Origin of the sequence: Streptomyces sp. NPDC058877 (genome assembly GCF_042742855.1) — a bacterium.
In the GTDB taxonomy this organism is placed as follows: Bacteria; Actinomycetota; Actinomycetes; order Streptomycetales; family Streptomycetaceae; genus Streptomyces.
Window position 1 is genome coordinate 1 of record NZ_JBHYMF010000082.1, and the last position, 15,040, is coordinate 15,040.

Below are 15,040 nucleotides of genomic sequence, written 5' to 3' on the forward strand. Positions count from 1 at the left end.
GTACGTCGTACCGTGCGGCGCCCTCGCGTGCGTCGGTCCCGTCACGCGGTCGTCGCGAGCAGCTTCCTGAGGAGCCCGGCGAGCTGCTCCGCCTCCTCCTCGGTGAGCGCGGACTCCAGGGCCGCCGCCTGCTGCGCGAGGCCGGCTCCGACCGCCCGGTCCACCAGCTCCTTGCCGCGCTCGCTGAGGGTGACCCGTAGCCCGCGCCGGTCGTTCGGGTCGGGGCTGCGGGTGAGCAGCCCGGCCTTCTCCAGTTTGTCCAGCCGCCCGGTCATGCCACCGGTGGTGATCATCAGCGTGGCGGTCAGCTCGCGCGGCGAGAGCGTGTACGGCTCTCCGGACCTGCGCAGCGTCGCCAGCACGTCGAACTCCCCGAGCGCCATGCCGTAGGGCGCGTACGCCTTGTCCACCTTGCCGCGCATGGCGTTCGCCAGCCGGTAGATGCGGCCGAAGACGGCCATCGGCACCGTGTCCAGGTCGGGGCGGACGACGGCCCACTGGTCGGTGATGGCGTCGACGGCGTCGTGGGCGGGGTCGGAGGGCTTCGTGTTCATGGGGGCAGTGTCCTCTTCCGCGGGATCGAGTCGCAAGAAAGTCACTTACAAGCAAGTAGCTTAGTGCTAAGTTAATTAGCGCCAAGTCAATCCGGGGCTTCGGATCCCGGGCCGTCCGGCACACCGAACCAGGGGGAATCCGCCGTGTCCCGCAAGGCCGCCGTCGTCGCACTGACCGCCCTCGCCCCCATCTCCTGGGGCTCCACCTACTTCGTCACCACCGAGTTCCTCCCGCCCGACCGCCCCCTCTTCACCGGCCTCATGCGGGCCCTGCCCGCCGGGCTGCTGCTCATCGCCCTGACCCGGACCCTCCCGAAGGGCGCGTGGTGGTGGAAGTCGGCGGTCCTCGGCGCCCTCAACATCGGCGCCTTCTTCCCCCTGCTTTTCCTCGCCGCCTACCGGCTCCCCGGAGGCGTCGCCGCGGTCGTCGGCTCGGTCGGGCCGCTCTTCGTCGTCGGCCTCGCCACGCTCTTCCTCGGCGAGAGACCCACGGTGCGTACGCTGCTCAGCGCCGTCGCCGCGGCCTTCGGCGTCAGCCTCGTGGTCCTCAAGGCCGGGGCCGCGTTCGACCCGGTCGGCGTGCTGGCCGGGCTGCTCTCCGCCCTCTCCATGTCCGCCGGCATCGTCTTCACCAAGCGCTGGGGGCGCCCCGAGGGGGTCGGTTCCCTCGCGCTCACCGGCTGGCAGCTCACCGCGGGCGGCCTGGTCATCCTGCCCGTCGCCTTCCTGGTCGAGGGCGCCCCGCCGGCCCTGGACGGCGGGCACCTGGCCGGCTATGCCTACCTCGCCTTCGGCAACACCGCGGTCTCGTACGTCCTCTGGTTCCGGGGCATCGAGCGGCTCAGTGCCTCCTCCGCCACCCTGCTCGGCCCGCTCTCGCCGATCACCGCGGCCGTCATCGGTTGGGCGGCGCTCGGGCAGGCCCTCGGCCCGGTGCAGCTGCTCGGCATGGCGATCGCCTTCGGCGCCACCCTCGCCGGCCAGCTGAACCCCCGGAGCGCCAAGGCTCCCGAGTCCAGGGAGCAGGTCGAACCCTTCGGCGTCCTCGAAGGAAATCCCCGGGAAGGTTCAATCGAACCGGCTGAAGAGGGAGCGCGGCACGGTCGGGGGTGAGGAGCCCGATCGCCGTCCACCGGCCGCGCCGGGCTCCTCCCGCCGCCGATCCGCCCTCCTCTCCGGTGGTGCGAGCCCGGCCTTCCCCGGCGGGGCGCCGCCGGCCCCGCCCGATAGGTTGCGCCCCATGACCGAGTGGGACGTCAAGAAGCTCCAGATCCTCCGCACCCTCCGCACCCTCCGCGACCGCGGCACCGTCACCGCCACCGCGGAGGCCCTGCTCATGACCCCCTCGGCCGTCTCCCAGCAACTCGCCAACCTGGCCAAACAGCTCGGGGTGCAGCTCCTGGAGGCCCAGGGGCGGCGGGTCCGGCTCACCGACGCCGCCCATCTCGTCCTGCGCCGCGCGGAGCTCGTCTTCGCCCAACTGGAGCGTGCCGACGCCGAACTCGACGGACACCTGTGGGGCGAAGCCGGACGGGTGCGGGTCGCAGCCTTCTCGACGTCCGTGCCCGCCCTCCTCGTGCCCGCCGTACGGCACCTGCGGACCGTCCCACCCCGGCCTCGACGTCCGGGTCAGGGAGGCCGAGGCGGCGGAGGCGTACGAACTCCTCGCCGCGCGCGAGGTCGACCTCGCGCTCTCGCTCGCCGCCCAGGGGGCCGTCCGCGCCGTTGAGGTCGAGACCGCCTACCTCAAGGGGAACTCGGCCGGTTGGATCGCGCTCCAGGGCCGCAACGGCGAGGCCGGGGGCGGGGCCGAGTGGTTCGAGATCATCCCGCGCACCCGCCTCCAGCCCGACACCCTGCACCGCTTCACGTTGCCCGCGCAGGCCGTCGTCACCCACGTTCGCCTCGACGCCTTCCCCGACGGGGGCCTCGCCCGGATGCGGCTCCACGGCACGCTCACCGGTCAGGGGCGACCGACCTGCGCGCCCGGTACGCCCGCCTGGGTGGCTGACCCGCTGCCGCTCGGCGGCGCGGGCGCGCACCGACGCGCGCCGGCCGTAACCCGAGCACGGCGAAGGGGCGCCTCCGCGGGGGAGGGCGCCCCTTCTCCGTTCGACCGGCCGCGGCCGGGTGCTACTGCGCGGCTGCCGCGTCCGCCGCCCGTGCCTTCAGCGCGCGCTCGACGCCCGCGCGGCACTCCGTCACCAGACGGCGCAGCGCCGGGACCGGGTCGTGCTCGGCGATCCACGCGTCCGTCGCGTCCAGGGTCTCCTGCGAGACCTGGAGCGTCGGGTAGAGGCCGACCACGATCTGCTGCACGATCTCGTGGCTGCGGGTCTCCGAGACGCCCTTGATCGAGGCGAAGTACCGCGCGGTGTACGGGGCGATCAGCTCGCGCTGGTCGGCTTGGACGAAGCCGCCGATGACCGCCTCCTGCACGGCGTTCGCCAGCTTGTCCTCCTCGACGACCGCGGTCCAGGCCTCCGCCTTGGCGGCCTCCGTCGGACGGGCCGCGCGCGCGGTGGCCGCGTGCCGCTCGCCCGCTGCCGTGCGGTCCCGCTCCAGCTCGGCGGCGATCTCCGCCTCGTCGAAGCGGCCGGTGGCCGCGAGGCGCTGCACGAACGCCCAGCGCAGCTCGGCGTCGACCGCGAGGCCCTTGATGACCTCGGAACCGTCGAGCAACCCGGCGAGCAGGTCCAGCTCGGCGTCCTCGCGGGCCGTCGCCGCGAAGGCCCGTGCCCACGCCAGCTGGTGGTCGCTGCCCGCCTCGGAGGCGCGCAGCTGCTCCTGGGCGAAGGCGCCCCAGCGGGCCAGGCCGGTCGCACGCCACTCCGGTGCGGCGTACAGCTCCAGGGCGGCCTTCACCTGGCCCTGCAGCGACTGCACCACACCGATGTCGGACTCCTTGGCGATGCCCGAGAGCACCAGGTCCAGGTAGTCGCGGGTGGCCAGCTCGCCGTCCCGGGTCATGTCCCAGGCCGAGGCCCAGCACAGGGCGCGCGGCAGGGACTCGGCGAAGTCCCCGAGGTGCGCGGTGACGTTCGTCAGGGACACCTCGTCGAGGCGGACCTTCGCGTACGACAGGTCGTCGTCGTTGAGGAGGACGACCGCCGGACGGATCTTCCCCACCAACTGCTCGACGACGGTCAGCTCGGCCGCCGCGACGTCCAGCTCCAGCCGGTCGGTGCGGACCAGCTTGCCGCTCGCGTCGAGGTCGTAGAAGCCGATCGCGATCCGGTGCGGACGGAGCACGGCCTCGCCCTTGGCGCCGGCGGGCAGCGCCGGGGCCTCCTGCCTGACCGCGAAGGCGGTGATGGCGCCGTTCTCGTCGGTCTCGATCTCCGGGCGGAGGACGTTGATGCCGGCCGTCTCCAGCCATGCCTTCGACCAGGTCTTCAGGTCGCGGCCGGAGGTCTCCTCCAGTGCGCCGAGGAGGTCGGACAGACGGGTGTTCCCGAAGGCGTGCGCCTGGAAGTACGCCTGCACGCCCTTGAAGAACTCCTCCTGGCCGACGTACGCCACGAGCTGCTTCAGGACGGAGGCGCCCTTGGCGTACGTGATGCCGTCGAAGTTGACGAGCACGTCCTCCAGGTCGTTGATCTCGGCCATGATCGGGTGGGTCGACGGCAGCTGGTCCTGGCGGTAGGCCCAGGTCTTCTCCGCGTTGGCGAAGGTCGTCCAGGCGTTGGGCCAGCGGGTGCCGGTGACGGAGGCCTGGCAGGCGACCGAGGTGTAGGTGGCGAACGACTCGTTCAGCCACAGGTCGTTCCACCACTCCATGGTGACGAGGTCGCCGAACCACATGTGGGCGAGCTCGTGCAGGATGGTCTCGGCCCGCCGCTCGTACGCCGCGTCCGTCACCTTCGAGCGGAAGACGTACTGGTCGCGGATGGTGACCGCGCCCGCGTTCTCCATCGCGCCCGCGTTGAACTCCGGCACGAACAGCTGGTCGTACTTGGCGAACGGGTAGTCGTACGCGAACTTCTCCTGGAACCAGTCGAAGCCCTGGCGGGTCACGTCGAAGATGTGGTCCGCGTCGAGGAACTCCGCCAGCGACGGACGGCAGTAGATGCCGAGCGGGACGGACTGGCCGTCCTTGCCCTCGTACGTCGAGTGCACCGAGTGGTACGGGCCGACGATCAGGGCCGTGATGTACGTGGAGATGCGGGGGGTCGGCGCGAAGCGCCACACCGTCCCCTCGGGCCCCTCGGGCTCCGGCGTCGGCGAGTTCGAGATCACCTTCCAGCCGGCCGGGGCCGTCACGGTGAACTGGAAGGTGGCCTTCAGGTCGGGCTGCTCGAAGGAGGCGAAGACCCGCCGGGCGTCCGGCACCTCGAACTGGGTGTAGAGGTAGGCCTGGTCGTCGACCGGGTCGACGAAGCGGTGCAGCCCCTCACCGGTGTTGGTGTAGGCGCAGTCGGCGACGACCTTCAGCTCGTTGCGGCCGGCGGTCAGGTGGGCCAGGGCGATCCGGGAGTCCCGGAAGACGGCGGCCACGTCGAGCGGGCGGCCGTTGAGCACGACCTCGTGGACGGCGGGGGCGACGAGGTCGATGAAGGTCTCGGCACCGGCCTCGGCGGAATCGAAGCGGACGGTGGTGACGGACCGGTAGGTGCCGCCTTCCTGCGCACCGGTGAGGTCCAGTTCGACCTCGTACGCGTCCACGGTCAGCAGCGCCGCCCGCTGCTGAGCCTCTTCACGGGTCAGGTTTGTCCCAGGCACCCGGTCAACTCCTCGGTTTCGTGACGTTTGGGCCATCCTTCCATGGGGCGGCTCGGCGACGCACCGGGCATTTCCACGGCCCGCCCCCGCCGGCCCCCGGGGCTCCGCCCCCGCCCGGACGCGGTGCGGGTGCCGTCCCCGCGTGGGCCCGTCCTGCGCACGCGAGAGGGGCGGCCCCCGTCACGGGGAGCCGCCCCTCCGGGGCGTGCGGTCAGCCCTGGAGCTCGGCCGCGACGAGCTCCGCGATCTGCACGGCGTTCAGCGCCGCGCCCTTGCGCAGGTTGTCGTTGGAGAGGAACAGCGCGAGCCCGTTCTCCACGGTCTCGTCGACGCGGATGCGCCCCACGTACGAGACGTCCTTGCCGGCGGCCTGGAGCGGGGTCGGGATCTCGGAGAGCTCGACGCCCTCGGCGTCCTTGAGGAGCTCGTGGGCGCGCTCGACGCTGATCGGACGCTCGAAGCGGACGTTGACCTGGAGCGAGTGGCCGGAGAAGACCGGGACGCGCACGCAGGTGCCGGAGACCTTGAGTTCGGGGATCTCCAGGATCTTGCGGGACTCGTTGCGGAGCTTCTGCTCCTCGTCGGTCTCGAAGGTCCCGTCGTCGACGACGGAACCGGCCAGCGGGACCACGTTGAAGGCGATCGGGCGCTGGTAGACCGCGGGCTCGGGGAACTCGACGGCCTCGCCGTCGAAGGCCAGCTGGTCGGCGGTCTCGGCCACGGCGCACGCCTGCGTGCGCAGCTCGGCGACACCGGCCACGCCCGAGCCGGACACGGCCTGGTAGGTGGTGGCGACCAGCGCGGTGAGCCCGGCCTCCTGGTGGAGCGGCTTGAGGACCGGCATGGCGGCCATCGTGGTGCAGTTCGGGTTGGCGATGATGCCCTTGGGGCGGTCCTTGACCGCGTGCGGGTTGACCTCGGAGACCACCAGCGGGACCTCCGGGTCGCGACGCCAGGCGGAGGAGTTGTCGATCACGACGGCGCCCTGTGAGGCGACCTTCTCCGCGAGGGCCTTGGAGGTGGCGCCACCGGCGGAGAAGAGCACGATGTCCAGGCCGGTGTAGTCGGCGGTGGACGCGTCCTCGACCGTGACGCCGTCGACGACGGTGCCGGCGGAGCGGGCGGAGGCGAAGAGCCGCAGCTCGTCGACCGGGAAGTTCCGCTCGGCCAGGATCTTCCGCATGACTGTGCCGACCTGACCGGTGGCTCCGACGATTCCGACCTTCACGGGTGCTCCTCCGTACGTGTGTGCAAGGTGCTGCTGTCCATGATGCGTATGTCCCGGTACGCCTTGTCCAATCCATTGTCCACGGGTCGGGATGCGTTCCGGCGGGTCCGGAGGACGGAGAAGGGGCGGGCAACGGAGAAGGGGCGGGCACCGGAACCGGTGCCCGCCCCTTCGCGCGTGCGGTGCTACGGGGTGACGGCGCCGATCAGGACGCTGCCGGTGCCCGCGGAGGTGCCGCGTGCGTTCAGCAGCTGGACCTCGCCGAAGAACTGCCGGCCCTCGGGAGCAGCCCCGGAGACCAGGACCTCGGCGGCGACCTGGGCGGACGCGCCGTTGGCCAGCTTCACCGGCTTGGACCCGTCGACCTTCACCTCGCCGAGCGCGGCCGAGTAGTACACGTCCTTGTAGTCGTACGTCGTACCGCCCTCGGCCTGGACCGAGTAGCCGTCGATGACGACGGTGTACGTGCCCGCGGCGGGCTTGAGCAGGGAGACGGACTCCTCCGAGTCGCCGTCGGCCGACTGACCGACCTGCTTGCCGTCGAGGTAGACGGTCAGGTCGAGGTCGGCGGCCTTGTCGGAGGTGTTGCCGATGGCCACGTCGAGCCGCTCGACGCCCTCACCGATGGTGACGGTCTTCGTCTGCTTCTCGTGGTGCTGGATGGTCGGGGTCTCGGACTTCTGGGACCCGAGCGGACCGCCCTTCAGCGTGCCGTCGATGGCGGCGAAGGAGTTGGTGACCTTCCACTCGACGGCGGACGGGGTGCCCACCTTCGCCTCGGCGACGGTCAGCACCGCCGGGTCGAAGTCGGCGCCGAGCGCGGACACGTCCAGCGTGTAGGGGTTGTCCAGGTCGGGCGAGGTGCGGCGGGCCTCGACCTCGACCTCCCACACGCCCGGGGTCGGGTTCGCGTACGAGCGCAGGTCCGGACGGCAGGTGTTCGCCGGGTTGTAGTGCGGGTAGCAGACGTTGGACGCGGTCGACTCGAACGGCACGCCGTACGGGTGGATCGCGATGAACCGGGTCTGGCTCTGCTCCTTCAGACCGCCGAGGGCGACCTCAAGGGTCTTCGCGCCCTCCGGGACGGTGATGAAGTACGACTTCACGCCGTTGCGCTGCACGGAGCCGGTGGCGGTGAAGCGGTAGCCGGGGGCCGTCAGGTCCTCGGCGGCGACGACGGTCGCCATGATCTGCTTGTCGACGCCCTCGGTGAAGAAGTCGTCGGCCTCCAGGATGACGCTGTGCACGCCGGCGGCCTTCGGACGGGCCTGCAGCTTGACGGTGACCGGCTTGTTCAGCGGCAGCGCCACCCAGGGGCTGCCGAGGAGGCGGAAGGTGCCGTCGTTGTACTTCAGGTCCAGCTTGTGCCAGACCGTGCGGCTCGGGCCGCTGGTGCGCGTGACGGTGACCTCGTAGACCTTCTTCTGGCCGACCTTGAGGCCGCCCTCGCGGTCGTACACGCCGGTGCCGGTGTGCGGGGCCGGGAAGATCACGGTGTCGACGGGGGCCTCGACCTTGTAGTCGTGCGCGGTCGCGCCGAACAGGATCGAGTCCCAGGCGTCGACGATGTTCACGAGGCCGGCGCCCTGCTCGTGCGCCGCGACGCCGGAGATCCGCTTGGCGGTCGAGGTGAGCGCGGTGCGCAGGGTCAGCGGGGACAGCTCGATGTGCCGCTGCTTGGCCGCGGAGATCAGCAGCGCGCTGGCGCCGGCGACCTGGGGCGAGGACATCGAGGTGCCGTTGAACATGGCGTAGCCGGCGGGCAGCTCGTAGCCGGCCTCGGGCACGGGGGAGCCGGCCTGCCAGGTCGGAACGCTGCTGATGGCCGAGCCGGGGCCGGTCACGGTCGGGGTGAAGCCGCCGTCCTCGCGCGGACCGCGCGAGGAGAAGGGGAACATGGCGTACTTCTTCGTGACGTCGGAGCCGTAGTTGGCGGCCCAGGTCGCCTTGGAGACGCCGGCGCCCACCGAGATCACCTTGTCGGCCAGACCGGGGTCGCCGATGGTGTTGGTGCCGGGGCCGGAGTTGCCGGCGGAGATGACCAGCTGGACGCCGTACTCGTCGATCAGCCGCGTGTAGAGGCGGGCGCGGACGTTGTCGCCGTCGTTGAGCGCGGGCAGGCCGCCGATCGACATGTTGACGATGTCGACGCCGCGGTTGACGACCAGGTCCACCATGCCCTCGGTGAGGGCGGTGTTGGTGCAGCCGCCGGACCAGGTGCAGGCGCGGGCGGACACGATCTTCGCGCCGGGGGCGGCGCCGTCCATCCGGCCGCCGAACATGCCGTTGGCGGCGGTGATGCCGGCGACGTGGGTGCCGTGGGCGGACTCGACGACACCGATGTTGACGAAGTCGGCCTTCTTGCCGACCCAGGGCCCGCCGTACGGGTCCATCGGGACGTCCTTGCGGATCTCCACCACGAACGGGGTCCGCTCGGCCACGTCGGTGGTCGGGTCGTCCGTGCCGAAGTAGCCGATCTGGTAGCCGTCCTTGTACGGCTTCATCGGCTCGTTGTTGGTGAAGTCGCCGTCCTGGTCGGTGTCGACGCGGACGGTGCCGGCGACCGGGTCGTACAGCATGCCGAAGACGTCGGTGGTGTCGCCGTCCCGGTTGATGTCGCCCGCCGGGTCTCCGCCCGCGGTGACCGCCTCGGTGAAGCGGTTGAAGCGGAAGGACCCCTCGGGCGCCTTCCAGCTCTGCCCGGAGGCCGTGAACACCGGGCCGGAGACCTCGGTGACCTGGGCGCGCCAGGTGCCGTCGCCCTCGGTGATCGGGTCGGTGGCGGTGACCCAGTCGACGATCTTGCGCTCGCCGGTGGTGGTCTTCTGCAGGGCCGGGTGGGCGAGGTCGACGCCCGAGTCGAGGATGCCGATGGTCACGCCGCGGCCGTCGGCCCTGGGGTGGTCCTGGACGAACTCGACCGCACCGGTCTCGAAGGACGGGTTGTACGGGTTCTTCGCGGGCGTCTTCGCGTCGGGGCCCGTGTAGGTCCGCTTGCGACGGGTGCCGTCGACCGCACTCGTGGTACCGGCGTCCGGGGTCGGGTCGTCGAGCTCGATCTCCGCCTGGAGGTCGATCGACAGGACCGAGGAGAGCTTGGTCGCGGCCGTGATGGCGGCCTTGGCCTTCTTGACGGGGAGGGTGGCGCGGACGTAGCCGAGCTTGTCCTCCTGCTTGCCGACGGAGGCTCCGGGGACGGAGTCCAACTGGCCGGCGACCTGCTCGGTGGCGCCGGGCGCGGTGGCGACGAGCACGGTGACGTTCTGCTGGCCGCTGGCCTCGGCCTCGGAGAGCCGCTGGGCGTCGGTGGAGCCGAGCTTGTCGGCGGGGTCCGCGGTCTTGACCGGGGGAGTGGTGCTCGTCGGATCGTCGGCGGCGAGGACCGGAGCGGCGCCTGCCGCGACCAGCGCGGTCACGAGGCCGGCGGCGGCGGCGATGCGGGCCGCGCGTCTCGTCCCGTGGGTCGAGCGTCCGGGTATGGAGCTCTGCGTTTTGGGGGTGGTCATTTACATCCCTGTTTGTGAAAGAAGAGGGTCCGGATTCCGGTACCGGATGACCGCTCAGCCTTTCGCAAGTGACAGGGTTTTGGGGAGGGTTCACGGGGGGCGGGATGTGTACGTGGCGCACATCCGCCAGTGCGGAACACGCGCCACACGGGACGAAACGCCCCCAAGGGGACGGGGTGCCAGGTGCTGCGGGAGTTCCCCGGGTGCTATCGGTCCTTGGTGCGGGCGTAGTGGCGCGAGGCCTTGGCGCGGTTGCCGCAGGCCGCCATCGAACACCAACGGCGGGTGCCGTTGCGCGAGGTGTCGAAGAAGTGCAGGATGCAGGCTTCGTGGGCGCAGGCCCGGATCCGGTCGGGAGCCGTGCGCAGCAGGTCGAGGTAATCGCGGGCGGCGGTCCAGGCCGGACCCCAGGTCGGATCGGTGAACTCCGCCTCTTCGCCGGGGCCTTCGGTGGTGAGGGTGGCCCGGATGCGGCCGTGGTCGAGGACGGCGTCGACGCGCGCGGTGGCGGCGGGGTCGCCGGGCCGGTCGACGAGCGAGGCGAGCGCGTCCCGGGCGGCCAGGGTGTGCCGCAGGGTGGTGGCGTCGGCGGTGAACCGCCCCTCCAGGCCGTTGGCGGCGAGCCAGACGGCGAGGCCGTCGGTGTCCGTCAGCAGGTCCTGGCGGACGCCCTCCACGTTCCAGCGGGTGTTGAGCAGGTCCAGGGAGACGGGCTCGCCGATGAGCGGCCGGGGGTCGACGGCGGTCATGGTGGCACCCTCCTCGCGGAACTAACCCCTCAAGATTACGTGAGCGGTTGACCCTCGCCGTAACTAACCCTTAAAGTCGAATTAGAGGGTTAGCCCGAGGGGGGCGTGCCACGAGAGGAAGGGAAGCGTCATGTCCGCGATCGGAACGCTCGCCACCCACCACGTCGGCCTCAACGTCACGGATCTGGAGCGCTCGCTCGCCTTCTACGGCGACGTCCTCGGCTTCGAGGTCCTCGGCCGGGGCGAGGAGGAGGGCAGTCGCTACGCCTTCCTCGGCCAGGACGGCCGCCTCGTGCTCACCCTCTGGCAGCAGTCCCGGGGCGCCTATGACCCTGCCCGGCCCGGTCTCCACCACCTCGCCTTCGAGGCCGAGTCCATCGATCACGTCCGCGCCGCCGAGGCCGCGCTCCTCGCCTGCGGCGCTTCCTTCGCGTACGAGGGCGTCGTCGCCCACCGCGAGGGGGCGGCCTCCGGCGGCATCTTCTTCCACGACCCGGACGGGACCCGCCTGGAAATTTCGGTCCCGAAGGGTGCGGAGCACGTCGAAGCCCCCTCGGAAACCGCCCCCACCTGCGGTTTCTTCTAGGCGGCGGGCGAAGGCCCCTCACCCCCCCCGGGTGGCCGGAGCCACGGCCGAAACGCGTCCGGGCGCCCCGGGACGTCCCAGCGCCCCGATTCCTCCGGGGCTCGACGCGGAACGGCCGGGCGTGCCCCGCGCACCACCCCCGCGCCGGGGGCGCGCCCGTCGCCCCCCGCTCCCCAGGAGGTCCCCGTGAACACCGCCTACCACCCCGGCTCCCTCGCCGTGCAGGAGCGCGTCGGCGTCCGTGACCTCGCGGACCGCATCAGCCGTTCCATCACCTCCGGCATCCGCCCGGTCGCCGCCGCCTTCCTGGAGGCCCAACCCATGTTGATGCTCGGTGCGGAGGACACCGAGGGGCACGTCTGGTCCCATCTGTTCACCGGCCCGCCCGGCTTCGTCCGGGCCGTCGGGCCGCACACGGTCTCGGTGGCCGCAGCCCTCCCCGCGGACACCCCCGAAGGCGCCCCCGTCGGCACCCTCGCCCTCGCCCCCCGCTCCCCAGGAGGTCCCCGTGAACACCGCCTACCACCCCGGCTCCCTCGCCGTGCAGGAGCGCGTCGGCGTCCGTGACCTCGCGGACCGCATCAGCCGTTCCATCACCTCCGGCATCCGCCCGGTCGCCGCCGCCTTCCTGGAGGCCCAACCCATGTTGATGCTCGGTGCGGAGGACACCGAGGGGCACGTCTGGTCCCATCTGTTCACCGGCCCGCCCGGCTTCGTCCGGGCCGTCGGGCCGCACACGGTCTCGGTGGCCGCAGCCCTCCCCGCGGACACCCCCGAAGGCGCCCCCGTCGGCACCCTCGCCCTCGACCCCCGCACCCGCCGCCGCATGCGGCTCAACGGCACCGCCCGGACCAGCGGCCGCGGCTTCACCGTCGAGGCCGAGCAGGTCTTCTCCAACTGCCCCAAGTACCTGCAGAAGAGGGAGTGGTACGGCTCCGAACCCCCCGGCCCCGAAGCCGGTGCCGTGCGACGCGGCGAGGCGCTCACCTCCGAGCAGGCGCGCCGGATCCGCGCCGCCGACACCTTCTTCATCTCCACGACCGCCCCCGACGGCGTCGACACGAGCCATCGCGGCGGCAACCCCGGCTTCGTCCGGGTCGACGGCCCGCGCGAACTCGGCTGGCGTGACTACCCGGGCAACGCGATGTTCCTGACCCTGGGCAACCTGGAGTCGGACGGCCGTGCCGGAGTCCTCTTCCTGGACTGGGGGACGGGGTGGACGCTCCGGGTCAGCGGCCGGGCGCACACCGAGTACGGCCCCGAGGGCCGCTTCACCCGCCTCCGGGTCGACCGCACGGTCGAGGACCCGGCCGGCAGCCCCCTGCGCTGGTCGGCCCCCGCGTACTCCCCGGCCAATCCGGCCGTTCCCTGACCGTTCCGCTCCCCGATGTCCGAAGGACCGCCCGTGCCCATCGTGCCGACCCCCGAAGCCGCCGTGCCCGCCGTGACGCCTCCCTCCGTTCCGGCGGCGACCGGCCGACCCCGGCCTCCCGCCCGGCCCCGCCCGCGGGTCGTGTTCGTGTCCACCACCGCCTCCGTCACCGCGCTCCTCCTCCTGGTCGCGGTCGGCGCCCTGCTCCGCCAGCCGCTGCTCATCCCGCCGCTCGCGGCGAGCATGGCGTTGGTCGCGGGCGCTCCCGACCTCCCGCTCTCCCAACCGCGTTCGGTCGTCGGCGGCCAGTTGCTCTCCGCCCTCACCGGCTTCGGCGTCCTCGCCGCGGCCGAACCCGGGCCGTGGGCCGCCGCCGTCGCGGGCGGTCTCGCCCTCGGCGCGATGACGCTCGCCCGCACCCCGCACTCGCCCGCCGCGGCCACGGCCGTCATCGTCGCCCTCCAGGCACCGCCCTTCTGGTCGTTTCTCGGCCTCCTTGCCCTCGCGGCCCTCCTCCTGGTCGCCCTGGGGCCGGTGGCCGCCCGTGCCGCGGGGCGGACGTACCCCCGGTACTGGATCTAATCTCTTTGCATGCAGCAGGAGTTGAGGGTGGCGGCCTACGCCGTGTGTGTGCGTGACGGGCAGCTGCTCCTGGCCCGCTGGGTCGCGAAGGACGGCAGCAAGCGCTGGACCCTTCCGGGCGGTGGCATGGACCACGGCGAGGAGCCCGTCCGCACCGTCGTCCGTGAGGTCGAGGAGGAGACGGGGTACCTCGTCGAGCCCACTGTCCTCCTCGGCGTCGACTCCATCCGGCGTTCCTGGCTCAGGAGGTTCGACGGGCCCGGTGACTGGCAGGGGCTGCGGATCATCTACGAGGCCCAGGTCACCGGGGGTTCCCTGCGCAACGAGATCGACGGTTCCACGGACCTCGCTGCCTGGCACCCGCTCGACTCCGTGCCCTCCCTGACCCGTGTCGAGCTCGTCGACATCGGCCTCGACCTGTGGCGGGAGCGTCCGCCGGTCGGCCGTTCCCGCTTCACCACCCCGGGAAACGGCTGACCCTTCGGAGAGCGGCCGGAAAGGGCCCAACCATCGGAATCCCTCTCAACCCGCCCCGCCGGGAACGCGGTCCCCTCCCGTGACCGATCAGCCCGCACGTCAGGGGAGTCCGCATGCCAACCGCACGCACCGTCCGCACCGTCCGCATCGTCGCCGCCTCCGTCCTCCTGGCGGGTTTCGCCGCTCCCGCCCTGGCCGCTCCCGCCCTGGCCGCCTCCGCGAAACAGGACCACGCGGCCACCCTGCGGGCCCTCGACACGGCCGTCGCCGCCGGCGTCCCCGGAGCCGTCGCCCAGGCCCGCGACGGCCGCGACCACTGGACCGGCACGGCCGGCGACCGCAAGGGCAACGACCGCTACCGCGTGGGCTCCATCACCAAGACCTTCACCGCCACCGTCCTCCTCCAGCTCCAGGCGGAGGGCCGCATCGACCTCGACGACCCGGTCGAGAAGTGGCTCCCCGGGGTCGTCCGCGGAAACGGTCACGACGGTACGAGGATCACCGTCCGCCAGCTGCTCAACCACACCAGCGGCATCTACAACTACACCAGCGACCCCGACTTCCGGCAGAAGGTCTTCAGCACCGGGTTCCTGGAGCACCGCTACGACACCTGGACCCCGCGGCAGCTCGTCTCCCTGGCGATGGCCCACGAGCCCGACTTCGCCCCGGGGACCGACTGGAACTACTCCAACACCAACTTCGTCCTCGCCGGCATGGTGATCGAGGAGGTCACCGGGCGCCCCTACGGAAAGGCCGTCGAGAACCGGATCATCAAGCCGCTCAAACTGCGTGCCACCAGCGTCCCCGGGACCCGCTCGACGATGCCGAAGCCCAGCAGCCCGGCGTACTCCACGCTCTCCGTGGACGGGAACGCCCCCGTGCACGAGGTTTCCGCGCTCAACCCGAGCATCGCGGGCGCGGCAGGAGAGATGGTCTCCGACTCCCGGGACCTCCAGACCTTCTACCGGGCCCTGCTCAAGGGCCGGCTCCTGTCGAAGTCCGCGCTGAAGGAAATGACCACCACGGTCCCGATCTCCCCCAACCGCCCGGACGTGGGGTACGGTCTCGGGCTCATGAAGCAGGAGCTGAGCTGCGGCAAGGAGGTCTGGGGCCACGGCGGCGGCATCCACGGTTCCGCCTCCTTCGCCCAGGTCACCCGCGACGGCGAGCACTCCCTCGCCGGCAACTTCAACGCCGACTGGACGGGGGACAGCGGGAAGGTCGTCGAAGCCGAGTTCTGCGGCACCGACCCGGAGGGGTAGTC

At 71.9% G+C, this 15,040-nt stretch carries 12 protein-coding genes and 1 pseudogene; 8 read left to right on the plus strand and 5 right to left on the minus strand.

All coding sequences use genetic code 11. From position 1 onward, the window contains the following. Positions 1–41 precede the first annotated feature (41 nt). Entirely contained in the window at positions 42–554 is a 513-nt protein-coding gene (locus tag ACFW2Y_RS19905; RefSeq protein ID WP_384880709.1) for a MarR family winged helix-turn-helix transcriptional regulator, read from the minus strand. Positions 555–698: 144 nt separating this feature from the next. On the opposite strand from ACFW2Y_RS19905, the gene ACFW2Y_RS19910 reads away from it, so the two are divergent. Continuing rightward, positions 699–1,667: a DMT family transporter gene (locus ACFW2Y_RS19910; protein ID WP_384880712.1), complete on the plus strand. Its 969-nt coding sequence runs from the start codon at positions 699–701 to the stop codon at positions 1,665–1,667. 127 nt (positions 1,668–1,794) lie between these two features. Then, positions 1,795–2,565 (plus strand): annotated as a pseudogene (locus ACFW2Y_RS19915) (LysR family transcriptional regulator). 122 nt (positions 2,566–2,687) lie between these two features. On the opposite strand, the gene pepN reads toward ACFW2Y_RS19915, so the two are convergent. The 4 genes from pepN to ACFW2Y_RS19935 form a co-directional block, all read right to left on the minus strand. Continuing rightward, positions 2,688–5,276: an aminopeptidase N gene (gene pepN / locus ACFW2Y_RS19920; RefSeq protein WP_384880715.1), complete on the minus strand. Its 2,589-nt coding sequence runs from the start codon at positions 5,274–5,276 to the stop codon at positions 2,688–2,690. 211 nt (positions 5,277–5,487) lie between these two features. Continuing rightward, positions 5,488–6,504, minus strand: coding sequence for an aspartate-semialdehyde dehydrogenase (locus tag ACFW2Y_RS19925; RefSeq protein WP_384880719.1), 1,017 nt, complete (start codon positions 6,502–6,504; stop codon positions 5,488–5,490). 185 nt (positions 6,505–6,689) lie between these two features. Then, complete coding sequence (locus tag ACFW2Y_RS19930; protein WP_384880722.1) at positions 6,690–10,010, minus strand: S8 family serine peptidase; 3,321 nt, start codon at positions 10,008–10,010, stop codon at positions 6,690–6,692. 206 nt (positions 10,011–10,216) lie between these two features. Next, a complete protein-coding gene (locus tag ACFW2Y_RS19935) occupies positions 10,217–10,759 on the minus strand; it encodes a CGNR zinc finger domain-containing protein (RefSeq protein ID WP_384880725.1) in 543 nt (180 codons plus the stop codon). Between the two features lie 130 nt (positions 10,760–10,889). Here ACFW2Y_RS19935 and ACFW2Y_RS19940 point away from each other — a divergent pair, with 130 nt between their 5' ends. The 6 genes from ACFW2Y_RS19940 (at position 10,890) to ACFW2Y_RS19965 (ending at position 15,038) form a co-directional block, all read left to right on the plus strand. After that, complete coding sequence (locus tag ACFW2Y_RS19940; protein WP_384880728.1) at positions 10,890–11,345, plus strand: VOC family protein; 456 nt, start codon at positions 10,890–10,892, stop codon at positions 11,343–11,345. 186 nt (positions 11,346–11,531) lie between these two features. Continuing rightward, complete coding sequence (locus ACFW2Y_RS19945; protein ID WP_384880731.1) at positions 11,532–11,912, plus strand: hypothetical protein; 381 nt, start codon at positions 11,532–11,534, stop codon at positions 11,910–11,912. After that, positions 11,854–12,717 carry a pyridoxamine 5'-phosphate oxidase family protein gene (locus ACFW2Y_RS19950; RefSeq protein WP_384880734.1) on the plus strand — a complete coding sequence of 288 codons (864 nt, stop codon included), beginning with the start codon at positions 11,854–11,856 and terminating at the stop codon, positions 12,715–12,717. Before ACFW2Y_RS19945 ends, ACFW2Y_RS19950 begins: the two co-directional genes overlap by 59 nt. A gap of 33 nt (positions 12,718–12,750) precedes the next feature. Then, positions 12,751–13,299, plus strand: a complete 549-nt coding sequence (locus tag ACFW2Y_RS19955; protein ID WP_384880736.1) for an HPP family protein — start codon at positions 12,751–12,753, stop codon at positions 13,297–13,299. Positions 13,300–13,308: 9 nt separating this feature from the next. Beyond that, positions 13,309–13,776, plus strand: coding sequence for an NUDIX hydrolase (locus tag ACFW2Y_RS19960; RefSeq protein ID WP_384880739.1), 468 nt, complete (start codon positions 13,309–13,311; stop codon positions 13,774–13,776). Between the two features lie 113 nt (positions 13,777–13,889). Beyond that, on the plus strand, positions 13,890–15,038 hold the full coding sequence (locus ACFW2Y_RS19965; protein ID WP_384880742.1) for a serine hydrolase domain-containing protein: 1,149 nt from the start codon (positions 13,890–13,892) through the stop codon (positions 15,036–15,038). Positions 15,039–15,040 lie beyond the last annotated feature (2 nt).